Origin of the sequence: Marinobacter sp., assembly GCF_041984545.1 — a bacterium.
In the GTDB taxonomy this organism is placed as follows: domain Bacteria; phylum Pseudomonadota; class Gammaproteobacteria; order Pseudomonadales; family Oleiphilaceae; genus Marinobacter.
On sequence record NZ_JBHIXV010000031.1, the window covers coordinates 1 to 24,385 of the forward strand.

The following is a 24,385-nucleotide window of genomic DNA, read 5'->3' on the forward strand; positions in this document are numbered from 1 at the left end:
CAGGATACGCCACCCCTTCAACCTGCTTCCATACACCAGAAATCACCATAACTCCGCTGACGCCGAACAACGCAATCCGGTGGATTTCAGTGGCGTTGAAGCGCATTTCTCCCTGCCCAGAGGTACTCTGAGCGACGGTCAGGCCCTGCTGGAGGGTGAAGACATTGCCCTGGAATTCACCATTGGCATGCTGTGGCAGGCGACCCCCGACACATCCTTTGGATTCTCGGCCCGTACGGGTACCGAGTTCAATCTGGAAGGAACCGGCACCATCACCAACTTTCCGACTCTGTCAGCCAGCGGCCTGACACAGACGACGGTCACAGAGCGGATCGAAGTTCCCATCACGATTCCTCAAAGCCTGAGTTTTGGCCTTGCCCATCAGTTGAGCGACGCGCTAAAGCTGCTTGCAGGAGCCACCTGGGCGAAGTGGAGCGATGCCTCGGCGTTGACCGTTGTATCCCGCGAAAATACACCCTTGGCTTTTCCTGCCGAGCAGCCCCCTGAAGAGCAGATACAGAGTTGGAAAGACACCTGGCAGTGGCGTGTTGGCGCAATCTGGCAAGTGGCACCGAGTTGGTCACTGAAGGCCGGCTATCTGTTTGATGAATCTCCTGTCACCATCAAGACGCGTTCGCCGCTGACACCCTTCGATGATTATCATCAGGTTTCTCTGGGTGCACAGGTGCGGGATGTCGCGGGAGACTGGACGGTGGATATGTTTGTCGCGCGGGTTTTCTATGAAGGCGATATTTCCATCGACTATCGGCCGACAGATCCTGTGCAGGGCCAGACTGCATTCAGAAGCGAGTATGACGTGGTGCCTTGGACAGCAGGTTTGCAGTTCAGCCGGCAGTTTTAGAACAGGAGGAGATCAAAGCGGGAAAGTGGTCGGCGTGGCAGGATTCGAACCTGCGACCCCTTCGTCCCGAACGAAGTGCGCTACCAAGCTGCGCCACACGCCGAACAACGGGCGGTATTATACGGATTCGCTTTGCTTTTACCAGCCCTCGGCGGATAAAAGGGCATCCGTAAATTCGCTGAGATTGTTGTAGATCGCCACCCGGGCCCCGGGGATGGGCCGCGCGTCAAGATGGCGCTCGGTGTCCAGGCCGTTGCCGGTTCGTACCAGGATTGGCTGGCACTTGCCCGAGTATGCGGCTTCCAGGTCCTTGCGGCTGTCGCCCACCATAATGGCGCCTTCGAGGGAGTCCAGGTGGAAATGCCGGCGGATCTGGTCAAGCAGGCCGGTGAGGGGTTTGCGGCATTGGCAATGGTCGTCCGGGTGGTGGGGGCAGTAGGCAATGAAATCGATGCAGCCGCCTTCGGCTTCCACCAGTCGTTCCAGCTTTTCGTGCATGTCGTCCAGGGCATCGGTGTCGTAGTAACCCCGGGCAATGCCGGACTGGTTGGTTGCAATGGCGATGCGGTGACCGGCGTTGCAGAGCCGGGCCACCGCTTCCACGCTGCCTGGGATGGGCTGCCACTCATCCGCCGAGCAGATGTAGTTGCCATCGTACTGGTTGATGACCCCATCCCGGTCGAGGATGATCAGCATGGCCGTTCCCGCGCTCCCGGAGTCGATATCAGCCGGCTGTTGGCAGCAGGCTGATATCGGCCACCCGCAGGAACAGGTTGCGCAGCCGGTTCAGCAGCGCCAGGCGGTTGTTGCGGATGGCTTCATCGTCGGCCATGACCATCACTTCGTCAAAGAAGTTGTCCACCGGCTCCCGCAGGCCGGCCAGGGAGCTCAGGGCACTGGCGTAATCACCGGCCTCGAACAGTGGTACAACCTTGTCTGCCTGGGCTTCAACCTGCTCGGCCAGGGCTTTTTCTGCGCTGTCCTGCAGCAGGCCCGCGTCAACGGTTTCGCCAACACTGTCCCCACCCTGCTTGGTAAGGATGTTCGACACCCGCTTGTTGGCACCGGCCAGGGCCTGGGCCTCGGGCAGCTGGCGGAAGGCTTCCACCGCCTTCACCCGGCGGTCGAAATCCAGCGGACGCGTGGGTCGGCGGGCGTGCACGGCCAGGTAGACTTCGGCGCCAATGCCCTGCTCTTCGTAATGGGCCCGGAAGCGTTCCAGCATGTAATCCACCACGGTGCTGGCGGTGTTCTGCTCGGTCAGCACGGTGAAGTTTTCCTCCGCCCACTGGCAGCAAGTCTGCAGGTCCAGCGGCAGTGCCCGTTCAATAATGATGCGCAGCACCCCGAGGGCGGCGCGACGCAGGGCGAACGGGTCCCGGGTGCCGGACGGCGGCTGGTTGATGCCGAACAGGCCCACCAGGGAATCCAGGCGATCGGCGATGGCAATGGCGCAGCCGGTCAGGGTGGTCGGCAGATCGTCGCCGGCAAAGCGCGGCATGTACTGCTCGTTCAGCGCCTTGGCCACATCCTCCGGTTCGCCGTCGTTGGCGGCGTAATACTGACCCATGATGCCCTGCAGATCGGTAAATTCCAGCACCATCTCGGTGACCAGGTCGGTCTTGGCCAGCATGGCCGCGCGCTCGGCCAGGGCCGGATCGCTGCCGATGGCGTCGGCTATTTTCTTCGCCAGGGCCGCAACCCGCACCGATTTGTCGTGGATGCTGCCCAGCTTTTCCTGGAACACGATCGGCTTGAGGGCGTCGATGCGATCCTCGAGCCGTGTCTTGCGGTCAGTTTCATAGAAGAACGCCGCGTCCGACAGCCGGGGCCGGATTACTTTCTCGTTGCCGGCGATGACCTGGGCCGGATCCTTGCTTTCGATGTTCGCCACCGTGATGAACAGCGGCAGCATTTCGCCATCGGCAGCCACCACGTGGAAGTATTTCTGGTGCTCCTTCATGGAGGAGATCAGCGCCTCTGCCGGTACCTCCAGGAAGCGGTCTTCAAAACGGCCCATCAGCGGCACCGGCCATTCGTTCAGGGCGGTGACTTCGTCCAGCAGGTCTTCGTCAATCACGGCCTTGCCGCCGGATTCCTTTTCGGCCAGGGCGGCGACGCCGGCGCGGATCTGCTCACGGCGCTCGGCGAAGTCGGCAATCACATAGCCTTCCTGCTTGAGCACCACTTCGTAGTCGCTGGGGGTGGGCACAATCAGCTTTTTCGGGCAGTGGAAGCGATGGCCACGGGTCTTGTTGCCCGGAGACAGGCCCATGATCGGCGTTTCAATGACCTTGTTGCCGAACAGCAGGACCACCCAGTGTACCGGGCGGACAAATTCGGTGCGGTGGGCACCCCAGCGCATGCGTTTGGGGATCGGCAGGGCAGCTAGGGATTGCTCCACCAGTTCCGGCATCAACTCCACGGTGGGCTTGCCCTGCTCCACGGTGCGGTAAACCACCCAGGCGCCCTTGTCGGTCTCCAGGGTGTCGAGCTGGTCCGGGGTCACGCCCAGGGACGTGGCGAAGCCGGTGAGGGCGCGGGTCGGGTTACCGGCGTCATCAAAAGCGGCCTTCACGGCCGGGCCACGTTTTTCCACCGGCTTGTCCGGCTGGGCATCGGCCAGGTCGCGCACGCGCACGGCCAGGCGTCGGGGCGCGGCAAAGGCTTCCACCTTGCCAAAGGCAATACCGGCTTCTTCCAGACCGCGGGCAATGCCCTGGGTGAAGGCATCAGACAGCGGCTTGAGGGCCTTGGGAGGCAGCTCTTCGGTGCCCAGTTCGACCAGAAAATCCTGTGTTGCCATGATTATGCGTTCCCCTGTTCCTGCTGTGCCTTCTTCGCTTTCTTGCCTTTCTTGCCGTTGGCCTTGTCGTCGGCGGCCTCAGCGGCTGCCAGCACTTCCTTGCGCAGCGCCTCGGGCGCCAGCGGGAAGCCGAGCGAGCGACGGCTGTCGAAATAGGCCTGGGCGACGGAACGGGCCAGGGTGCGAACCCGCAGGATAAAGCGCTGGCGCTCGGTCACGGAGATGGCGTGTCGGGCGTCCAGAAGGTTGAAGGTGTGGGAGGCCTTGAGAACCTGCTCGTAGGCCGGCAACGCCAGGCCGGCGTCGATCAGCCGGGCGCTTTCACGCTCGTGAACATCGAAGCTGTGGAACAGGAATTCAGTGTCGGCGTGTTCGAAGTTGTAGGTGGACATCTCCACCTCCTGCTGGTGGAACACGTCGCCGTAAGTCACCACGCCGTCCGGGCCCTTTGTCCACACCAGGTCGTACACGCTGTCGACGCCTTGCAGGTACATGGCGATGCGCTCAAGCCCGTAGGTCAGCTCACCGGTGACCGGGTAGCATTCCAGGCCGCCCACCTGCTGGAAGTAGGTGAACTGGGTCACTTCCATGCCGTTCAGCCAGATTTCCCAGCCCAGGCCCCAGGCGCCGAGTGTCGGCGATTCCCAGTTGTCTTCCACGAAGCGGATGTCGTGCACCAGCGGATCCAGGCCCAGGGCCCGGAGGGAATCCAGGTACAGCTCCTGGATGTTGTCGGGCGAGGGCTTGAGCACCACCTGGAACTGGTAGTAGTGCTGCAGGCGGTTCGGGTTCTCGCCGTAGCGGCCGTCGGTGGGACGACGGCTGGGCTGAACGTAGGCGGCGTTCCAGGTTTCCGGGCCAATGGCGCGCAGGAAGGTGGCCGGGTGGAAGGTACCGGCGCCCACTTCCATGTCCAGGGGTTGGAGAACCACGCAGCCGTGCTGCGCCCAGAAATTCTGCAGTGCCAGAATCAGACCCTGAAAGGTCTTGATGTCCGGCGCGGAGGTGTTGGTTGCCTTGTCTGTCACGACGCTTGCCTGCTGGTCAGTCTGTGTGTCGTGCCCCGTTACCGGGACACTCCGGAATTTTTGAAACGCGCATTATACGCTTGCTGGCGCTGCATTTCTAAGTACCCGCCAGGCTGTTGATTTGTCATGGTTAGAATCAGAAGAACGCCAGTCCCACCTGGAACAGTTTTTCCACGTCGCGGATCCGGGTCTTGTCTACCAGGAACAGGATGACGTGGTCGTCGGGCTGGATCCGCAGGTGGTCGTGGGCAATCAGTACTTCGTTACGCCGGACGATGGCGCCGATGGTGGTGCCCTCCGGCAGGTTGATCTCATCCAGCCGTTTTCCGACCACCTTCGAGGAGCGGTGGTCGCCATGGGCGATGGCCTCAATGGCCTCGGCAGCGCCCCGGCGCAGCGAGTGAACGTTTACCACGTCGCCGCGGCGTACGTGGGTCAGCAGGCTGCCGATGGTGGTCTGCTGGGGGGAGATGGCCACGTCGATGTCGCCACCCTGGATCAGGTCCACGTAGTCGGGGTTGTTGATCAGGGTCAGTACCTTGCGGGCGCCCAGGCGTTTGGCCAGCAGCGAGGCCATGATGTTGGCTTCGTCGTCGTTGGTTACCGCACAGAAGACATCTGTGTTCTCGATGTTCTCTTCCAGCAGGATGTCCTTGTTGGCGGCATTGCCTTCCAGGACCACGGTCTTGCGCAGATGTTCGGAGAGCATCACGCAGCGCTCGTGGTCGCGTTCCAGCAGCTTGACCTGATACCGGTTTTCCAGGGTGTTGGCCAGGCGCTGGCCGATGTTGCCACCGCCACAGATAAAGATGCGCTTGTAGGGCTTGATCAGCGGCTGCAGCTCACTCATCACCGATTTGATGTGGTCGGCCGCGGCAATGAAGAACACCTCGTCTCCGTCTTCGATCACCGTGTTGCCTTCCGGCATGATCGCCCGGCCCTTGCGGAAAATCGCCGCCACCCGGGTATCGATCTTGGGCATGTGGGTGCGCAGGTAGGAGAGCTCGTGACCCACCAGCGGGCCACCCTTGGCGGCCCGGATGGCCACCAGCCGGGTAAGGCCGCGGGAAAACTCGAGCACCTGGAGCGCGCCGGGGTTCTCGATCAGCCGGGTGATGTGCTTGGTGACCAGATGCTCCGGGCTGATCAGTACATCGATGGGAAAGCCCCGCAGGCTGTCCAGGTCCTTGGTCTTGTCCCGCTGATAGAACAGCTCGGATTTGGCCAGGTAGGCGTTGGCCCGCACCCGGCAGATGGTGGTGGGGGTCTTGTACAGCAGCTTGGCCACCTGGCAGGCCACCATGTTGGTCTCGTCACTGTTGGTGACGGCGATCACCATGTCGGCATCTTCGGCACCCGCCTGGCGCAAGGCCGTGGGGTAGGACGCCTTGCCCTGCACGGTCCTGATATCCAGCCGGTCCTGCAGTTCCCGCAGCCGGGCCCCATCGCTGTCGATGAGGGTGATGTCGTTGGCTTCGTTGGCGAGGTTTTCGGCCAGTGTGCCGCCCACCTGGCCGGCGCCGAGAATCAGGATTTTCATGGTTCGGGTTTCTCCAGTACGGCGTAGAAAAAGCCGTCATGGCTATCCGGATCGGGCAGCAGTTGCCGCCCGGCCCCCATATCGCGCCCCCACAGCGCCTGCGGCTCAACGAGGATGGCGTCTGTCTGCCCCTTGCGGAACCGCTGGATTATACGGTGGTTTTCCTGCGGAAACACCGAGCAGGTCGCATACACCAGCCGGCCCCCGGGTTTCAGGATAGCCCAGAGGGCGTCCAGCAGCCCAAGCTGCACTGCCGCCAGCGGGGTTACATCCGATTCCCGGCGCAGCATCTTGATGTCCGGGTGGCGGCGAATCACGCCACTGGCGCTGCAGGGTACATCCAGCAGGATGCGATCGAACGGGTCGCCGTCCCACCAGGTGTCAGTGGCGGCGGCATCGGCCTGCTTCAGGGTGGCGTTCAGATCCAGGCGCTCCAGGTTTTCCTGCACCCGGGGCAGCCGGTCTGCCGATTCGTCAATGGCCACCACTTCCGCCAGGCCGGCGCAGGCTTCAAGAATGGCGCAGGTCTTGCCGCCAGGGGCCGCGCAGGCATCCAGCACGCGCTGGCCCGGAGCAAGGTCCATCAGGGTGGTGCACAGCTGCGCGGCTTCGTCCTGAACACTGACAGCCCCATCTGCGAACCAGGGCAGCCGGTCCACCGGAACCGGCCGGGCCAGCTGGATGCCGTAAGGTGCAAAGCGGGTGGGGCTCGCGTCGATACCGGCCTCCGCCAGCAGTGCCAGATATTCTTCCCGGGCAAAGCGCAGGGCGTTGACTCGCAGCGTCATGGGGGCCTGGTTGTTGTTGGCCTCGAGAATCTGCCGCCAGTCTTCCGGCCAGTTGTGGCGCAGCTTTTCCACCATCCAGTGGGGGTGGCTGAAGCGTGCGGCATCGTCCCCGGGCTCCGGTGCGCCTTCCCTTTCGGCAGCCCGCAGCACACCATTGACCAGCCCGGTGAGATGAGGTTTGGCGAGGGCCCGGCAGGCTTCCACGGTTTCATTGAGCACGGCGTAGGTGGCCTGCTGGCTGAAACGCAGCTGGAACAGGGCCACCAGCATCAGATGGTGGACGATGCGGTCCGGTTTGCGCAGGGGTTTGTTCAGGCGTCCCAACAGTTCCGCGTCGAGGCGATGGAACCAGCGGCAGGTACCGAAGCACAGCGCCTGCAATTCGGCCCGATCGTTCACGGCGAGGCAGTTCAGGGCAGGTGGCAGACACTGGGACAGGGACTGACCGTTCTCAACGGCGAGTATCACGCCGGCGGCAATGGCACGCATGGGCTGCGGTTGGTCGCCCATGTCAGCGCAGCTCCTGGCCGGGCATCAGCAGCTCTTTGCCACCGTTGATCAGGTCGTTCACGCTCTGGGCCCGGGATCCGGGCAGTTGCAGTCGGGTAATGCGCAGGGTTCCCTTTCCGCAGGCGATGTCGATGCCATTGCGATCCCGAAGCAGAACGGTGCCCGGCGACTTGCCGCTCAGGGTGCCGAGCACCTCCGCCTCATGAACGCGAATACGCTGGTCGCCCAGGTCGGTGTAGGTGCCTGGCCAGGGGTTGAAGGCACGGATCAGCCGTTCGATATCGGTGGCGTCGGCCTGCCAGTCGATGTGGCCCTCGGTCTTGCTCAGCTTGCTGGCATAACAGGCCTGGCTGTCGTTCTGGGCTTCGCCGGCCAGTTCGCCCTTGGCGAGCAGTTCCAGGGCCTTGACGATGGCCTTGCCACCCAGCTCCGCCAGGCGGTCATGGAGGCTGCCGCCGGTGTCGTCGGCGTTAATGGGGGTGATGGACTTCAGCAGCATGGCACCGGTGTCCAGGCCTTCGTCCATCTGCATGATGGTAATGCCGGTTTCGGCATCGCCGGCGGCAATGGCCCGCTGGATGGGGGCAGCACCGCGCCAGCGGGGCAGCAGGGAGGCATGGATGTTCAGGCAGCCGTGTGCCGGTATGTCCAGGACCGCTTTGGGCAAAATAAGCCCGTAGGCAGCTACAACCATAACCTCGGGTTCCAGACCGGCAAGCTCCTGCTGGGCTTCGGGGGTTTTCAGGGTTTCCGGCTGGAACACCGGGATATCGTGCTCCAGGGCTACCTGCTTCACCGGGCTCGGTTGGAGTTTGCGCCCCCGGCCAGCGGGCCTATCCGGCTGGGAGTATACGCCAACGAGGGTGTGGCCGGCCGCTATCAGGGCCCTGAGTGCTTCGGCCGCGAAATCCGGGGTGCCCGCAAAAACAAGTCGCACGGTGTTGTGATCTCTGTTTCGTTGTATACGAAAAGACCGGGTCGTGACCCGGTCCGGCGCAATCTCTGGTTCTGGCAAACGCCCGCTGGCGAATCAGGCGCTTTTCTTGTGCAGCTTTTCCAGCTTCTTGCGGATACGGTTGCGCTTGAGCGAACTCAGGTAGTCGACGAACAGCTTGCCGTTCAGGTGATCCATCTCGTGCTGGATGCACACCGCCAGCAGCCCGCGAGCCTCGAGCTCGAACGGCTTTCCGTCCCGGTCGAGGGCCTTGATCAGGCAGTGCTCGATTCGCTCCACGTCCTCGTAGAAGCCGGGCACCGACAGGCAGCCCTCCTGCATGGCCTCCTTCTCGCCATCCAGAACGGTCACTTCCGGGTTGATGAACACCCGGGGCTCGCTCTTGTCCTCGGACAGATCCATCACGATGATCTGTTTGTGCACGTTCACCTGGGTGGCTGCCAGGCCGATACCGGGCGCATCGTACATGGTCTCGAACATGTCGTCGATCAGCTTGCGATCGGCGTCTGTCACTTCTTCCACCGGTTTGGCGATGGTGCGCAAACGGGGATCCGGGTATTCGAGAATCTCTAGTATCATAGGGCTGTATCTAAACCTGGTGCTCTGAATGTGATCCGACGTTCCGATGGCCGCGCGCGAGCCGCTCGTTTAACTTTTGTAACCGTGTGAAAACGGTCTCCGAATTGCGACGGCGTACTGCGACATTTTCTACCCTGCCTCTACTATTATCGGGGCAGGTCCGCCGCTTTCAACGCGCGGCGGGCTCTGTAATCGGCATAGCAATATTATCCAACAATTCGCCGATTGAGTACAAACTGATCAGTCAATAGTTAAAATCTTTCGTCGACGCCGTAGAATTTACTGGAAGAACAAAAGATAACATCACAATTTGCGAGACTTCTTCTATAGTAACTGGAATAGCATCGTAATAAGCTGCAGAAAACTGACTGCATCCGAAAAGAATGCAAAGAATCAAGGCACGCGATCAAGGACTTACACAATGAGGAAACTGCTGTACGCTCTGGCAGCAACAACGCTGCTTATCACCTCCTGGGCCCATGCTGCACCGGAGCTGCGGTCTGACCATCCCGATCGTTACACCGTTGTGAAGGGTGACACCCTCTGGGACATCTCTGGCCGGTTTCTGAACAACCCCTGGTACTGGCCGGAGATCTGGCACGTGAATCCCCAGGTGGCCAACCCGCACCTGATTTACCCGGGCGATCAGCTGGCCCTGGTTTACATCGACGGCAAGCCCCGTATCACCAAGGTGGCGACCAGTGATGTGGTGAAGCTGTCGCCGAAGGTTCGCTCCGAGCCGATCGATACCCCGATTCCCGCCATTCCGCTCGACGCCATTGGCAGTTTCCTGACCGACACCCGCATTGTCAGCCCGGAAGAACTCCAGGGTGCGCCTTACGTGCTTGAGGGCGAGGACGGCCGCATCATTACCGGCGCCGGTGACCGGCTGTATGCCCGGGGCAAGAAGCCGGCCGACAAGGTGGGCGTGTTCCGTCGCAGCAAGGAATTCCGAGATCCGGAGACCGGCGAGTTTCTCGGCCTGGAAGCAAAGAGCATTGGCGCAGGCTCTGTGGCGGCTGAAAATGGCGATGTCCTCACCGTGGACCTGACCACCACCAACCAGGAAGTGCGGATTGGCGATCGTCTGCTGACCAACGTCAACCGCCCCATCGCCACCAGTTTCGTACCCAGCGCGCCCGATGAGAAGGTCGAGGGCCAGATGATCGCGGTGGATGGCGGTGTTACCCAGATTGGCCAGTATGACGTGGTGGCCATCAACCGCGGTACCCGTGACGGCCTGCAATCAGGCAATGTCATGGCGGTGCTGCAGAGCGGCAACCTGGTTCGCGATCCGGTCACCGGTGAAACCATCGAGCTGCCCTCTGAGCGTGCCGGCCTGCTGATGGTGTTCCAGGCCTACGAAAAAATGAGCTATGGCCTGGTGCTGCAAGCCACCCAGGCCCTGGAGGTTGGTGACAAGGTTACCAACCCCTGAGCCTCCGCCAACCGCTGTATTGAATAGGCCGGACCAGGATGGTCCGGCTTTTCTGTTTCAAGGACGACATCGTGTTTACTTCCCCCGAAGCCCCCTGGATTTTTGTGACCTGCCTGCCCCACTTTGGCCGCGTTCGACGTCGGGCGTTGGTGGCCGAGATTGCTGATCCGGTCCGGTTACTGGCCATGAACATGGCTACCCTGAAGGCTCTTGGTCTGGACGACGACAACCTGGCGGCCATCCGCGCCTGGCAGGATCGGGACGAGCGCCATCCCGCAGTAGCAGAAACCCGCATCATTCTGGAACGATGCCAGCATCACGGCATTGCCACCGTAACCTGGCAGCACGGGGACTACCCCGATCCGTTGCGACACATCCACGACGCGCCCATGGTGCTGTACGCCCGGGGCGATACCCGGCTGCTGAGGCGGGAGCAGATCGGCATTGTCGGTAGTCGCAAGGCTACGCCGGCCGGGCTGGATCATGCCCGGCGTTTTGCCGCTGAGCTGGCGGAGCGGCAATTGCTGGTGACCAGCGGTCTGGCCCTGGGCATCGACGGGGCTGCCCACGCCGGTGCCCTGGACGCCGGACACCCTACCATTGCGGTGATTGGTTGCGGTCTTGACCGGATTTATCCCCACCAGCACCGGCGTTTGGGCGAGCGGGTAATCGCAGGCGGTTTGATTATCTCGGAGTATCCGCCCGGCACACCCGCCAGGGCGGCCCACTTCCCCCAGAGAAACCGGATTATTAGTGGCCTGAGTCGGGGCATCCTGGTGGTGGAGGCGGGCCTGCGCAGCGGCTCCCTGATCACCGCGCGGATGGCCCTGGAGCAGGGCCGGGAAGTCTTTGCCATACCCGGTTCCGTGCACAGCCCGGTCGCTCGCGGTTGCCACCACCTGATCAAGCAGGGCGCGCGCCTGGTGGAAACGGTCGATGATATTCTGGAAGAGTTGGGGGGCTGGTGGTCGTCGGCGCCCGGGGGCACTGAGGCTGGCGAGACCGCTCCGAAACAGTCGCAGGCGGGGCTTGAGCGCCGGGAAATCGCGGTCCTGGAGGCTTTAGGGTATGATCCGCAGTCTACCGATGCACTCAGTTCAGCCACCGGTCTCCCCGCCGATCAGCTCATGCAGGCACTGCTGCTCCTGGAACTGGAGGGGCTGGCCAGTTCCGCCCCGGGGGGCTATCAGAAGATCGTCTGAATCGGGTGCAACCATGGACCCCGGCCAAGGTAATGTGAATTCCGTGAGCCACTGCCAAAGCAAGCCGCTGTCTGACTGGCAACTGCACTGCGCCCGCCGCACCGTCCTGGGTGGCGGCGTGATTGCCTATCCTACCGAAGCGGTCTGGGGGCTGGGGTGTGATCCCTGGGATGAGGACGCGGTGGCGCGCCTGCTTGAGCTCAAGCAGCGCCCGGTGGCCAAAGGCGTGATTCTGGTGGCGTCCTCCGTGGAGCAGATCCGCTTTCTGCTCGACCCTCTCCCTGAGAACCTCCGCCGGGCAGCCGAGCGGCACTGGCCGGGCCCTGTTACCTGCCTGCTGCCGGATGTGAACGGGCAAATTCCCGAGTGGGTTCGTGGCCGGCACGGTTCCATCGCGGTCCGGGTCAGCGATCATCCTGTGGTGCGGGCGTTGTGCGAGGCCGCTGGCATGCCGCTGGTCTCGACATCCTGCAACCCGGCGGGCCGCCAGCCCGCCCGATACATCTGGCAGGTGCGCCGCTATTTTGCCGACCGCCTGGACTGGATCGTGCCCGGCGCCCTCGGTGGCAATCGCAAACCCAGCCGTATTATTGATATTGTCAGCGGTCAGCAACTTCGCTAGGAGCAGTTTATGGCACAGCAACCGGATAGCGAGGCGGTCAAGCAGTACCTGCTGGGCCTCCAGGAGTCGATCTGCCGTCGCCTCGAGGCGTTGGACGGCGGGGCATCGTTCATACGCGATGCCTGGGACCGGCCCGAAGGGGGTGGTGGCGTCAGCCGCGTGATCACCGAGGGGCGCGTGTTCGAGAAAGGCGGCGTCAATTTCTCCCACGTGATGGGCGAAACCATGCCGGCGTCCGCCACGGCGCATCGCCCGCATCTGGCGGGCGCGCCCTGGCAGGCCATGGGTGTGTCGCTGGTGATTCACCCGCACAACCCCTACGTGCCCACCTCCCACGCCAACGTCCGGTTTTTCATTGCCACACCGGCCGACAGCGAGCCGGTTTACTGGTTTGGCGGTGGCTACGACCTGACGCCCTATTACGGCTTTGAGGACGACTGCGTGCACTGGCATCGCACCGCCCGCGATGCCTGCGAGCCGTTCGGCGAGGGTACTTACCACCGATTCAAGCACTGGTGCGACGATTACTTCTACCTGAAGCACCGGGACGAACCCCGGGGCGTCGGCGGCCTGTTTTTTGATGACCACAACACCGGTGATTTCGAGCAGGACTTTGGCCTGATGAAGGCAGTGGGCGATAGCTACATTGAGGCCTACGAACCCATTGTCCGCCGCCGCATGGACCAGCCCTGGGGCGAGCGAGAGCGCAACTTCCAGCTCTATCGACGGGGTCGCTATGTCGAGTTCAACCTGGTGTACGACCGGGGTACCCTGTTCGGGCTGCAGTCCGGCGGTCGCACCGAATCCATCCTGATGTCACTGCCGCCTCTGGTGCGCTGGGATTACAGCCGGACGCCGGAGGCGGACTCGGAAGAGGCCCGGCTGACGGATTATTTTCTCACCGGTCGGGACTGGCTGGAGACAAGCCATGAAGAATGATCTGTACGCGGTTGTTGGCAACCCCATCAGCCACAGCAAATCCCCCCGGATTCACAGCCTGTTTGCCCGGGAAACCGGCGAACCTGTTGAATACACAGCCATCCAGGCGCCGCTGGAGGATTTCGCCGGTACCGTTACGCAGTTTTTCGAGCGCGGCGGCAAAGGCCTCAACGTCACCGTGCCGTTCAAGGAGGAGGCCTGGAAACTGGCCAAGCGGCGGACCGAGCGGGCCGAGAAGGCGGGCGCCGCCAATACCCTGTTCCTCGACGAGCAGGGCCTGCTGACCGCGGATAACACGGACGGCTGTGGCATTGTTCGCGATCTGGTTGATAACCACGGCGTTGCCCTGGCCGGTGCCCGTATCCTGGTGCTGGGCGCCGGAGGTGCGGTGCGGGGCGTGCTGGGGCCGATTCTGGCGCAAGGGCCGGCGTCGGTGACCATCGCCAACCGCACCCTCGCCCGGGCCCAAGACCTGGTGTCGCTGTTTGCACCGGTGGCAGGTGCGGCCCGTCTGGACGCGTGCGGGTTTGAGCAGCCGACGGAGCCCTTCGATCTGATCATCAACGGCACCAGTGCCAGCCTGCAGGGCGACCTGCCGCCGTTGTCGCCCGAAGTGATCGGCGAGCACACAGTGGTTTACGACATGATGTATTCCCTGCAGACCACCACGTTCAACCAGTGGGCGCTGGAACAGGGTGCACAGATCGTTCACGACGGGCTTGGTATGCTGGTGGAGCAGGCGGCGGAATCGTTCCGGATCTGGCGGGGCGTGAGCCCGGCTACCCTGCCCGTGGTCGAGCAGCTGCGCAATGACTGAGCCTCACGGCCGGGAATGGGCTATGCTCAGGGTCAACCTTCCGTAGGGATTGTCCATGGATATTCTTACCCTTGTGGGGCTGGTGGCAGGCGTTCTGATTGTCCTTCTGGCCATGCTTGCCAACGCGTCCTTCCTTACCTTCCTGAACCTGCCGGGGCTGGCCATTGTGCTGGGCGGCACCTTTGCGGTGACCCTGGTTAAATTCCGCATGGCGTCGGTGATGAGTGCGTTCCGCCTGGCCATGTCGGCGGCCTTCACCGACCGGATGCCCCGGCCCACCGAGCTCATCCGGGAGGTCGGCGTACTTGCCCAGGTAGTCCGGAAAGAGGGCATCCTGGGCCTGGAGAATCACCAGACCAACAACGAATTTCTGCAGAAGGCGATCAACCTGTGCGTGGACGGCCATCCCCCGGAGCTGGTGGAGGAAGCACTGGCGCAGGAAACCCAGCAGACCGCGGAGCGTTACGAAGTCGCGGAGCGGGTGTTCCGGGGCATCGGAGAGTCGGCGCCGGCCATCGGCATGCTGGGAACCCTGGTGGGGCTGGTGCAGATGCTCAACACCCTCGATGACCCCTCCTCGATTGGTCCGGCCATGGCCATCGCCCTGCTGACCACCCTGTACGGCGCTTTCATCGCCCAGCTCATTGCCCTGCCCCTGGCCGACAAGCTGCAGCTGAAGGCGGAGGACGAAGCCCGCAACCAGATGCTGATCATCACTTCGATCAAGAACATCATGCGCGGCGAAAACCCGAGGGTCATGACCGAGCTGCTGTCGTCGTTCGTGGTGCCCGAGCAGCGCACCGGGCTGGCGCCAGAGCGGGAGGCCTGAGCTCTTGGAACTGGTGCAGAAGCGCAACAGGAAACGTCTGCAAAGCCAGACGCCGGCCTGGATTGTCACCTTTGCCGACCTGGCCACCCTGCTGCTGACCTTCTTCATCCTGCTGCTGTCCTTTGCTGAAATGGACGTGGAAAAATACCGGGCCATGGCCAATTCCATGGCGGTGGCCTTCGGTTCCAGCAACGTGCTGGCGGAGGACATCGGTGGCTCGCCCCTGACCATGATCGAGTCCGAAACCGTATCGCTGCCCGAGCCGGTCGAATCCCAGGCCAGGGAACCGGAATTCATCGACGAACGCGCCGACGGTAGTGCCCCCACGCAGGTGCCTGGCGGGGTGATTGACCTGGCCAGCAGGATGATCCGTGAACTGGAGTCGGAGGTGGCGTCCAAGGCCCTGAGTGTCAACTATGATCAAAGCCAGGTGGTCATCCGTTTCTCCGAGGAAGCCACGTTCCGCTCGGGGGAGGCGGCCATCAAGCCGGAGATGATTCCGATCATAGAACGGGTGGTGGAGGTGTTGTCCGCCTGTGAAGGAGACATCCTGGTGTCCGGGTACACAGACGACCGACCAATCTCCAGCGAACGCTACCGCTCCAACTGGGACCTCTCGGCTGCCCGGGCCGTGTCGGTGGTCCACGAGCTGGTCATGAACCGGCAGGTCTCGGCCGAACGGGTGGTGGCGGCTGGCCGGGCGGAGACCAATCCGCTTGCGCCCAACGACTCGCCGGAAAACCGCGCGTTGAACCGCCGGGTGGAAATTGCCATTCGCAATCCCGAGTGCAGCGATCAGCTTCCGGTGGAGGAATTGCCGGTGGAGATCAGGCCCTGAGCCTTATGCCGGGCCGGCAGTTGCTCATGCGCAATCCATATAACTGAAGTGCTTTCAGGGCCTTATACTGTGCGCCCGATTATTCACAGGCACAGCGGAGCAAAGCAGCATATGAGTGGACCAGACAAACCCAAGGTCATTGGCGAGGAATGGAGCGATGAGCGGGTCAGGAGCTTTCTGGACCTCCAGCCGTGGGATCGTGCCATCAATGCCGACTATCACGCCCTGTTGAGAGCCTATCAGGCCATGCGGGCCGAGGATTTCGAGCGCTTTATCGGTTTCTTTGTGGCCGCTGGCCGTGATCTGAACGCGGTGGGACCGGAGGGCGGTACCATTCTGGACCTGATTTCCGAGCATCGCCGGAGCGTTGATTACGCCCGCACCCTGGAACAGGCCGGTGCACAAAAAACGGCCGCCGCCGGAGACTGACTCCGGCGCGGCCCGGTGAGGGTTTCGGGCGTGAGGTCGCGGTCCCTCAGTGGACGTCGACCTCAATCGCCTTGGGCTCTTTCGGTTCGGCCTTCTGCAGTGTCAGGGTCAGCATGCCGTCCTTGAAGCTGGCCTTCACGCTGTTTTCGTCCACGTTGTCCGGCAACGTGAAGCGGCGCAGGAAGCTGCCGTAGAAGCGCTCAATGCGGTGATGCTTCTTGTCCTTGGTTTCCTCTTCGTTCTTACGCTCACCCTGAATGCTCAGCACGCCCTCGTGCACCGTCACTTTTACGTCTTCCCGGGACATGCCCGGCAATTCCGCCTCAATGGTGAAGGCTTCCGGGGTCTCCTTGATGTCGACCGCCGGCGCCCAGTCGCTGCGACTGAACAGATCCTTGCCTTCCCGCTCAGCGGGGCGGGTCAGGCCGAACATTCGGTTGTAGCGGTTCATCAGGTCTTCAAACTCATTGACCGGATTCCAGCGTGTAAGAGTGCTCATAATGCATCCCTCCTTTTCAACGAAACGAATCTGAATGGTTGAACATCAGCTTCGATCGCGGAACTGCTCCCTGTCGGTGGCGCCAGCCGACCGGATATCCGTGAACCTCTGCTATTGTGCAATTTAAGTACAGCCTGGAGGTTTTCAAGGGGCTAGCTGGTGGAATTTTGATCCCCGTCAAACCATCGGGCGAGGCGTGCAATCCAGCCTTCAGGAGTCGCCGAACTGCTTGTGCAGGAAGGCGCGGAAACGGCTCATCGGGGCGCCTGCGGTGCGCAGATCCGGCCATACGCCCAGCCGGAATCCGGGCAACTGGCCGGACAGAAACGGCGCCACCAGATCCGGGTCGGCGCTGATCACGTGAACCACTACATCGCGGCTCGCACCCTCGCCGGTGATCAGTGGCGCGGGCTGGTGGTCTCCGAGCAGGATCAACAGGGCGTTATCGCCCAGGTAACGGCCGGCAAACCCGCCGGCGGTGGCCAGGGCGTAGGCAATGGCCTGGCCATAGTGCAGTCGAACCCTGTCCGGGTCCCGCCACAGTGACACCGGGGCTTCGCCCACCCCCTGCCAGCGCTGGAAGATCTCACCGCGACCGATGGCCTCCCAGTCATCCAGCACCGGCAGGATAGGCACCCAGGGCGCGTGACTGCTGATCAGCGCCAGCTCGGCGAATACCGGCCGGTCACTGCCCTGGCGAAGCTGCTGGAACCGGTACCAGGTGTACTGGTCGGGCATGGTGACCCAGTTGAAGGCCGGGCCCAGGTAGCCGAGGTCGTCATGGTCGTAGATCTGGCTGTAGCCGAGCAGGCTACCCTCCGGCCAGGGCTGGGTGATAGCGGGCATGATGGCCAGGGTGCGATGCCCGGTGCTGCGAAAATCGTCAATCAGGGTGCTGTAGCCACTACTCAGGAGCGTTTCGTAGGCAAGCTGGTTGGCAATCCAGAGACCACTGAGTACCGAGGTGTGGCCCAGCCAGGATTGGCCCCCCTGGATCGGCGATTGCAGCCGCCCGGAGGCCACGGTCAGCCCGGCGGTTTTCAGTTCCCGCTCGAGCGTGTCGAGGGCAGGCTGGGTCAGTGGCCGGTATCGGTCATCGGCGAGCGCCGAGATGCCATAGGATTCCACGAAACCGAAGATAACGTCCCGGCCGGCGAGCTGCGCCAGAGGGCTGGCCTGGCGCAGCTCCCCGGAACCCGTACCCAGCTCGCTGGCAAACGCCTGCTGGGTGTTATGGGTCTGATGGACCAGCGAGGCCTGATGGACAACCAGCGCCCATGCAGGGCTGCCGATCCAGGGTGTGATGGAGCCGGCAACAGCCAGCCCGGCCATCAGCCACAGGGGCTTGCTCATTTGCCGGGGTGCGTGCAGGCCCACCTGGCCGAACAGGCACCGGAACAGCCAGCCGAGCGCCACCAGCGCTGCACCCAGGAACAGCAGCCCAGCCACGGCCAGTGCCGGGCCCAGGTTGGTAGTCAGCAGGTTCCAGGTGGCGTCCAGTAGCCCGATTTCCAGGTACAGGTTCAGGCCCCGGCCGAGACTCTGCCGGATCAGGGCGTCCGCCAGCACCAGTAAGATCAGCAGGGCATAGACGGTTGCCAGCACCGAACTCAATCGCTGGCGGTGTTGCGTCAGCCCGCACAGGGCAGCCCAGACCACGAGTGCCTCCACGGCAAGCACCGGGTTGTTGCCGGGCAGGGCCAGGGCCGGAACCAGCAGCAGCCCGTTGAGCAGCACCAGGCTGATCAGGAGGCGGCGTCGAGACATAGCGGTTGCTCGCGGGTTGCCCGGGCCAGGCGGTGCAGTGTTTCCCGCCAGGGTGTGCCGGGCGCCGCCGACCAGGCACGCCGGTGGAGTTCCGCCAGGGCCCCGGGATGATCGCAGATCCGGCCGCGCTCGCTGTTGTCGAGGGCAGCCGCACCCCCGAGGACGCAGCGATCAATCAGAGCCTGCAAAGCGGCTCTCTTGCGGCCGGTCATGTCGGCCTGACGCGGCGGAGTGAACCGGGGCTGGTGCGGGGTCAGTACCGCCTGTTCAAACCAGCTCAGGTCCCGCCAGCGACGGGTCAGTGGTAGCGATGAGTCGGCGGCTTCCAGCAGGCTTGAGGTGGCGGTGTCTTCCGGCACCCGGAGCCAGAGACCGGGAGCAGCCGGGCGGCTCAGCCACCTGGCCAGGCAGGGCATCAGCAGCACCGGCGCCACGACCGGCAGGGCCCAGGGTGTCAGGCCCGGTGCGTGCAACTGTATCAGTACCAGCATTCCGGCAGCTGCAACCAGGGGCAGAACAACCTGGCGCAGGCCGAATCCCAATCGGGTGTGGCCCGCTCGATTCTGGCCCTGCCAGGCCACCTTCAGGTTCATCAACGCGCCGAGTACGTGGCCGCTGTGGCAGAGCATGCGTGCCGGCGCCAGCGCCAGTGCCAGTGTGGTTTCGACCAGCGTGTTCATCCACAGACGCACGGTTCCGCCGAAACGGGCGGCCCGGCCTGCCAGCAGTTGGTCCACGACCGCCAGGATGCGGGGCCCGAACAGAAGCAGCGCTGTCATCGCAATCAGCACCAGCCCTCCGGCCGACCCCGTGCTGCCACCGGCCAGAATGCCGGGCAGCGCCGGAGACGCGGCGAGGGGCATGGAGGCGACGTAGCCGGAAAGGGCCAGGAACAACAGCCACAGAGGCGAGGCCAGAAACGAGAGAATGCCGGTCGCCAGGGCCATGCGGTGTGCGAACCTCAGACGCCCAAGGGTGGCGAGCAGCCAGAGATGCTGCAGGTTGCCACGGCACCAGCGTCGGTCCCGCCGCAGATCGTCGGACAGCGTGGGCGGCGACTCTTCATAACTGCCGCCAATGGCCGGCTCCAGCCAGACTTCATAGCCGGCCCGGCCCATCAGTGCCGCTTCCACGAAATCGTGACTGAGCACAGAGCCCCGGAAGAGCCCGGGCCCCCGGAGACGGCGAAGGCCGCAATGCCGTATGAACGGCGCCACCCGGATAATCGCGTTATGGCCCCAATAGGCGGCATCCCCCAGCTGAATGGCCGCAAGGCCGGCGGCGAAGAGCCGACCGTAGCAGCGGTTGGCGAACTGCTGCAAACGGGCGAAGCGGGTATCGGCACGGGCCAGGCGGGGCGCGGTCTGGATGATGCCTGCCTGGGGCCGGGATTCCATCAGGTGCACCAGCCGCCGGATACAATCGCCTGTGAGCAGGCTGTCGGCGTCCAGCACGATCATGTAGCGGTACAGGCGCCCCCAGCGGCGCAGGAAATCGGCGATGTTGCCGCTCTTGTGGTTCAGGTTGAGGGTACGACGCCGGTAGAACAGTCGGCCATGGGCATCCAGCTCATCGCAGAGCCGGGCGCAGGCGGCCTGTTCCTCCAGCCAGATTTCCGGGTCCTGACTGTCGGACAGCACATAGCAGTCCATAATTTCGCCGCGGGACTGCATATCCTGGTAAATGGCGCGCAGCCCGGCGAGGGTTCGCTGTACCGGCTCGTGGCAGATTGGCATCACCAGTGCCGTGGCTGGCAGTGAGCCGGCTTGCGAATGCGGTGGGGGCGTGGTTCGTGCCAGACTCCAGGGATCCCCGCCCCGGCGCAGCGCAACAAAGCCAAAGACGGCGGTCCAGAAACCCAGGCCAATCCAGGCAAACAGAACGCCAAATACCGTCATCAGCGCAGGCACAGCCCAGCCCTGGGCGGGATCTGGAAGAGTGCCTGCGAACAGCCACAGCCCTGTTGCCGTCTGGCCAGCCACCAGCGTTGCCAGTAGCAGGCGCCGGCGAAAAGCCGCCGGCCGCCAGCAAGCGCTGCGGCTCATTCGGGATAGCCCATGCTGGACCGTGCAATCGGGGGCAACCGCTGACTGCGGGGAGGGGGCGACAGGCCGAGGGTATCGGGTAGCTGTTCCAGCGGCTTTGCTGCCTGCCGTGCTGCGTTCTCGGTGAGCAGCCGTTGCAACTGTACGCGCGTTCCCGGCCCAGTCTCATGACCGGCCGCCTGCAAGTACAGCAGTGCGCGCAAATAGGGCTGGTCTGGCGTATCCACGAAGGTCTCCCGCTCTCAAGATTTCAAGCCAGATTACGAGCCAGATTCCCGACCATGTGCCTTGCAGCTGTCCGAACTGCGGTCAGCGAAAACCGGCCTGTCAGGGAAGACTCGGGCGTAAACCCTGATACGCCGTGGAGACCAGCTTCAGACCACTGGTTTACTGATCGTTAAGATATTCATCCTTCAGCCGGACGTAGTTAGCGGCGGTGTAGGTAAAAAAGCTCCGCTCCTTCTCTGTCAGCGCCCTCGCCTTCCTGCACGGCGAGCCGACATAGAGATGCCCGGACTCCAGGGTTTTTCCCGGTGGCACCAGGCAACCGGCGGCGACGATCACCTCGTCCTCTACCACGGCCCCGTCCATGATGATGCAGCCCATGCCCACCAGCACCCGGCTACCAATGGTGCAGCCATGCAGCAGCGCCTTGTGGCCGACGGTCACATCGTCGCCGAGGGTGAGCGGATAGCCGCCGGGGTTGTAGTCACTGGCATGGGTGATGTGCAACACCGAGCCGTCCTGGATGCTGCACCGGTGGCCAATGCGGATCTCGTGCATATCGCCCCGCACCACGGTCATTGGCCATATGGAAACATCATCACCGGTTTTAACATTGCCAATCACCACGGCACTTGGATCCACCCAGGCCCGTTCCCCAAAATATGGCGTAGTGCCCTTGTGCGCGCGTATATTCGTCATTACATAGTACCTGTGCGAGTGAAATTGAACGCGTGTACCCGGAGGCCCGGGGCGCCTGTGGGAGAGATCCTTCCAAAACTGTCTGTCGCCAGGGAAGGCGACAGTCAAGCGTCACATGGACGTGCCGCCAGGAGCGTGTTTTGGAAGGATCTCTCCCACAGGTGCCAGCCCCGAACGTTTATAAATCGAAACTACCTAAGATCTTACAAGCTGAGAAGGGGACCTATGAATAACCCGTTACTGACTGACGACCTGTTGCCGAAGTTTGACCATGTCCGCACCGAGCACATGGAAACGGCCATCGACCAGATTCTCAGTGAAAACCGGATGAAGATCAGCCAACTGGCCGAACAGGACGACCCCACCTGGGAAACCCTGGCCCAGCCGGTACAGGCGCTGGACGACAAACTCAGCCGCGCCTGGTCCGTGATCTCGCATCTCAATGGCGTGATGAACAACGACGACTTGCGCCAGGTCTATAAGCGTTGCCTGGAAAAGCTGACCGAGTACAGCACTGAAGTCAGCCAGAACGAAACCCTGTGCAACGCCTGGAAGAAACTGGCCGACCGGCCGGATTTCAAGGATCTTACAGAAGCCCAGCGCAAGGCCGTGGAAAACACCCTGAGGGATTTCCACCTGGGCGGCGTGGACCTGCCCGCGGACAAGAAAAAACAGTACGCCGAATTGTCCCGGGAGCTCTCCGAGCTGTCCAACAAGTTCAGTGACAACGTACTGGATGCCACCCAGCACTGGTACAAACACATTACCGATGTCGACCAGCTGGCCGGGGTGCCCGAGACCGCCATCGAGAGCGCCAAACAGGCGGCCCGGCAGAAAGAGCTGGACGGCTACGTGATCACCCTGGACTTCCCGAGCTTCTACCCGGTGATGACCTATTGCGACAACCGGGACCTGCGCCGTGAAGTCTACGAAGCCTTCGTAACCCGCGCCTCCGACCAGGGCCCGGATGCTGGCCAGTGGGACAATACCCCGGTAATGGCCGAAATCCTCAAGCGCCGCCACGCCCAGGCCAAACTCCTGGGCTTCGACAACTACGCCGAGCGCTCCCTGGCCACCAAGATGGCCCGCAGCAGCGACGAAGTGCTCGACTTCCTGAACCAGCTGGCGGCCAAATCCAAACCTCAGGCCGAGAAAGAGTTCGCCGAACTCAAGGCGTTTGCCAAGGACGAGTACGGGGTCGACGATCTGCAGGCCTGGGACGTGGGCTACTACAGCGAGAAGCTTCGCCAGGCCCGGTACGACATCTCCCCGGAAACCCTGCGCCCCTGGTTCCCGGTGAACAAGGTGGTGCCCGGCCTGTTCCGGGTGGCGGAGAAGCTGTTCGACGTACAGATCGAGGCGAAACCGGAAGTGGAAACCTGGCACGAGGATGCCACGGCGTATTGCATCAGCCGAAACGGCGAGCCCCTGGCCTGGTTCTACCTGGACCTGTTTGCCCGCCAGGGCAAGCGCGGCGGTGCCTGGATGGCCGACTGCCGGGTGCGCTGGCGCAACCTGCGCGGCCAGGTGCAGTTGCCGGTGGCCTTCCTCACCTGCAACTTCACCCCACCGGTGAACGGCAAGCCGTCGCTGCTGACCCACGACGAGGTCACCACCCTGTTCCACGAATTCGGCCACGGCCTGCACCACATGCTTACCCAGGTGGACGTGCTGGACGTGTCCGGCATCAACGGCGTGGCCTGGGACGCGGTGGAGCTGCCCAGCCAGTTCCTGGAAAACTGGTGCTGGAACCCGGAATCCCTGTCGCTGATTGCCTCCCATCACGAAACCGGGGAGCCGCTGCCGGAGGATCTGCTGCAGAAACTGCTGGCAGCGAAGAACTTCCAGTCCGGCATGGCCATGGTGCGCCAGCTGGAGTTTTCCCTGTTCGACTTCCGCCTGCACGCGGAATTCACCGACGAGGCCCCCACCAACCCGCTGGACATGCACCGCAAGGTGCGCAGCGAGATTGCGGTGGTGGAAGCCCCTGAGTTCAACCGCTTCCCGAACGCCTTCTCGCACATCTTTGCCGGCGGCTATGCGGCTGGCTACTACAGCTACAAGTGGGCGGAAGTACTGGCAGCGGATGCCTTCTCATTGTTCGAGGAAAAAGGCATCTTCGACCCGGAAACCGGCAAGGCGTTCCTCCACAACATCCTGGAGAAAGGCGGTTCACAGGAACCCATGGAACTGTTCAAGGCCTTCCGCGGTCGGGAACCCCAGGTGGATGCGCTGCTCAAACAGACCGGCATCACGGACGAGGCGGCCTGAAACCGGGTGGTGTCGGATTACGCGTTGCTAATCCGACCTACATGACGTTTCGAGCCAAGCATGGCAGCAACATGTAGGTCGGGTTAGGCCCACGGCCGTAACCCGACAACCACTGCCTAGATCTACGGGAGTTTTTATGGCGAGTCCAAAACGTTTTATCGCCGGTGCCGTCTGTCCCCGCTGTGCGGAGATGGACAAGATCATGATGTTCACCACTGACGACGATGAGCAGGTGCGCGAGTGCGTGGCCTGCGGCTTCACCGATGCCATGTCGGACGCCGAGCAGCCGGCCAATCCGGAGCTCGAGACGCGGGTGAACAAGCGCAAGAACGAGGATGATCACACGGTCAAGCAGGTGGTGTTTTTCAAGTCTGCTGCCGATGATCAGGAGTAGGCTGTTCGGTTTCTAGCCTGCAGGCTTTGGGGGCGGAGAGGCCATGGGCATGCTTTTCTTCTGGGAAAAACAACTCGCTTCGCTCAGACATCTTTTTCCCGGCAGAAAAGCACACCCATACCCTCTCGACCGGACTGTCCAGTGATTTCCAGAAAGACCCTCCAAGGAAAAACGGCTTGAGACTAGAGCCGTTTTTCATTCTTTATCCCTGGAAATATCGTTTTGTTCTGACGTGAGGGGGTTGGGGGTCTTTTCCCCGCCAGAAATGGATGTCTGAGCGCAGCGAGTTCCATTTCCAAGGGG

Annotated in this window: 22 protein-coding genes and 1 tRNA gene; 11 read left to right on the forward strand and 12 right to left on the reverse strand. The window is 62.7% G+C overall.

The genetic code is table 11. The annotated features are described in order from the left end of the window. Positions 1 to 862, forward strand: an 862-nt coding sequence (locus tag ACFC20_RS13770) for an OmpP1/FadL family transporter (RefSeq protein ID WP_375193520.1), incomplete at its 5' end; no start/stop codon positions are given. A 26-nt stretch (positions 863 to 888) separates the two neighbouring features. On the opposite strand, the gene ACFC20_RS13775 is transcribed toward ACFC20_RS13770, so the two are convergent. The 8 genes from ACFC20_RS13775 to def all read right to left on the reverse strand — a co-directional run bounded on the left by ACFC20_RS13775 (position 889) and on the right by def (position 9,068). Beyond that, a tRNA-Pro gene (locus tag ACFC20_RS13775) sits at positions 889 to 965 on the reverse strand. 35 nt (positions 966 to 1,000) lie between these two features. Beyond that, entirely contained in the window at positions 1,001 to 1,558 is a 558-nt protein-coding gene (gene gmhB, locus ACFC20_RS13780; RefSeq protein WP_375172553.1) for a D-glycero-beta-D-manno-heptose 1,7-bisphosphate 7-phosphatase, read from the reverse strand. Positions 1,559 to 1,586: 28 nt separating this feature from the next. Continuing rightward, positions 1,587 to 3,668, reverse strand: coding sequence for a glycine--tRNA ligase subunit beta (glyS, locus tag ACFC20_RS13785; RefSeq protein WP_375172554.1), 2,082 nt, complete (start codon positions 3,666 to 3,668; stop codon positions 1,587 to 1,589). A gap of 2 nt (positions 3,669 to 3,670) precedes the next feature. Beyond that, positions 3,671 to 4,696, reverse strand: a complete 1,026-nt coding sequence (gene glyQ, locus ACFC20_RS13790; RefSeq protein ID WP_375193521.1) for a glycine--tRNA ligase subunit alpha — start codon at positions 4,694 to 4,696, stop codon at positions 3,671 to 3,673. Positions 4,697 to 4,832: 136 nt separating this feature from the next. Continuing rightward, positions 4,833 to 6,236 (reverse strand): Trk system potassium transporter TrkA, encoded by a 1,404-nt coding sequence (gene trkA, locus ACFC20_RS13795; RefSeq protein ID WP_091989316.1) that lies wholly within the window; start codon positions 6,234 to 6,236, stop codon positions 4,833 to 4,835. After that, positions 6,233 to 7,534, reverse strand: coding sequence for a 16S rRNA (cytosine(967)-C(5))-methyltransferase RsmB (gene rsmB / locus ACFC20_RS13800; RefSeq protein WP_375193522.1), 1,302 nt, complete (start codon positions 7,532 to 7,534; stop codon positions 6,233 to 6,235). Before rsmB ends, trkA begins: the two co-directional genes overlap by 4 nt. Position 7,535: 1 nt before the next feature. Further along, positions 7,536 to 8,471 carry a methionyl-tRNA formyltransferase gene (gene fmt / locus ACFC20_RS13805; protein WP_375193523.1) on the reverse strand — a complete coding sequence of 312 codons (936 nt, stop codon included), beginning with the start codon at positions 8,469 to 8,471 and terminating at the stop codon, positions 7,536 to 7,538. Between the two features lie 93 nt (positions 8,472 to 8,564). Next, complete coding sequence (gene def / locus ACFC20_RS13810) at positions 8,565 to 9,068, reverse strand: peptide deformylase (protein ID WP_375193524.1); 504 nt, start codon at positions 9,066 to 9,068, stop codon at positions 8,565 to 8,567. Between the two features lie 421 nt (positions 9,069 to 9,489). Here def and ACFC20_RS13815 point away from each other — a divergent pair, with 421 nt between their 5' ends. The 8 genes from ACFC20_RS13815 (at position 9,490) to ACFC20_RS13850 (ending at position 16,182) form a co-directional block, all read left to right on the forward strand. Next, a complete protein-coding gene (locus ACFC20_RS13815) occupies positions 9,490 to 10,506 on the forward strand; it encodes a LysM peptidoglycan-binding domain-containing protein (protein ID WP_375193525.1) in 1,017 nt (338 codons plus the stop codon). Positions 10,507 to 10,577: 71 nt separating this feature from the next. After that, entirely contained in the window at positions 10,578 to 11,708 is a 1,131-nt protein-coding gene (gene dprA / locus ACFC20_RS13820; RefSeq protein ID WP_375193526.1) for a DNA-processing protein DprA, read from the forward strand. Between the two features lie 13 nt (positions 11,709 to 11,721). Continuing rightward, positions 11,722 to 12,330, forward strand: coding sequence for an L-threonylcarbamoyladenylate synthase (locus tag ACFC20_RS13825; protein ID WP_375193527.1), 609 nt, complete (start codon positions 11,722 to 11,724; stop codon positions 12,328 to 12,330). Between the two features lie 9 nt (positions 12,331 to 12,339). After that, on the forward strand, positions 12,340 to 13,269 hold the full coding sequence (gene hemF, locus ACFC20_RS13830) for an oxygen-dependent coproporphyrinogen oxidase (protein ID WP_375193528.1): 930 nt from the start codon (positions 12,340 to 12,342) through the stop codon (positions 13,267 to 13,269). Next, the gene (aroE, locus tag ACFC20_RS13835) at positions 13,259 to 14,086 is read left to right on the forward strand and encodes a shikimate dehydrogenase (protein ID WP_375193529.1); all 828 of its coding nucleotides are present in this window, start codon (positions 13,259 to 13,261) and stop codon (positions 14,084 to 14,086) included. Before hemF ends, aroE begins: the two co-directional genes overlap by 11 nt. Before the next feature lie 55 nt (positions 14,087 to 14,141). Further along, entirely contained in the window at positions 14,142 to 14,915 is a 774-nt protein-coding gene (locus tag ACFC20_RS13840) for a motility protein A (RefSeq protein ID WP_091989343.1), read from the forward strand. A gap of 4 nt (positions 14,916 to 14,919) precedes the next feature. Continuing rightward, positions 14,920 to 15,753, forward strand: a complete 834-nt coding sequence (locus ACFC20_RS13845; RefSeq protein ID WP_375193530.1) for a flagellar motor protein MotB — start codon at positions 14,920 to 14,922, stop codon at positions 15,751 to 15,753. Positions 15,754 to 15,864: 111 nt separating this feature from the next. Then, positions 15,865 to 16,182, forward strand: a complete 318-nt coding sequence (locus ACFC20_RS13850) for a PA4642 family protein (protein WP_375193531.1) — start codon at positions 15,865 to 15,867, stop codon at positions 16,180 to 16,182. A gap of 46 nt (positions 16,183 to 16,228) precedes the next feature. On the opposite strand, the gene ACFC20_RS13855 is transcribed toward ACFC20_RS13850, so the two are convergent. The 4 genes from ACFC20_RS13855 to ACFC20_RS13870 form a co-directional block, all read right to left on the reverse strand. Next, positions 16,229 to 16,681, reverse strand: a complete 453-nt coding sequence (locus ACFC20_RS13855) for an Hsp20/alpha crystallin family protein (protein WP_091989352.1) — start codon at positions 16,679 to 16,681, stop codon at positions 16,229 to 16,231. Positions 16,682 to 16,891: 210 nt separating this feature from the next. Then, the gene (locus ACFC20_RS13860; protein ID WP_375193532.1) at positions 16,892 to 18,448 is read right to left on the reverse strand and encodes a sulfatase; all 1,557 of its coding nucleotides are present in this window, start codon (positions 18,446 to 18,448) and stop codon (positions 16,892 to 16,894) included. Then, positions 18,427 to 20,493 (reverse strand): glucans biosynthesis glucosyltransferase MdoH, encoded by a 2,067-nt coding sequence (mdoH, locus tag ACFC20_RS13865; RefSeq protein ID WP_375193533.1) that lies wholly within the window; start codon positions 20,491 to 20,493, stop codon positions 18,427 to 18,429. The genes ACFC20_RS13860 and mdoH overlap by 22 nt, the downstream gene beginning before the upstream one ends. 387 nt (positions 20,494 to 20,880) lie before the next feature. Next, positions 20,881 to 21,417 carry a gamma carbonic anhydrase family protein gene (locus ACFC20_RS13870; protein WP_375193534.1) on the reverse strand — a complete coding sequence of 179 codons (537 nt, stop codon included), beginning with the start codon at positions 21,415 to 21,417 and terminating at the stop codon, positions 20,881 to 20,883. 225 nt (positions 21,418 to 21,642) lie between these two features. Between ACFC20_RS13870 and prlC the strand changes: the two genes are divergently transcribed. Then, positions 21,643 to 23,688 carry an oligopeptidase A gene (gene prlC, locus ACFC20_RS13875; RefSeq protein WP_375193535.1) on the forward strand — a complete coding sequence of 682 codons (2,046 nt, stop codon included), beginning with the start codon at positions 21,643 to 21,645 and terminating at the stop codon, positions 23,686 to 23,688. A gap of 136 nt (positions 23,689 to 23,824) precedes the next feature. Beyond that, entirely contained in the window at positions 23,825 to 24,082 is a 258-nt protein-coding gene (locus ACFC20_RS13880) for a YheV family putative zinc ribbon protein (protein WP_375193536.1), read from the forward strand. Positions 24,083 to 24,385 lie beyond the last annotated feature (303 nt).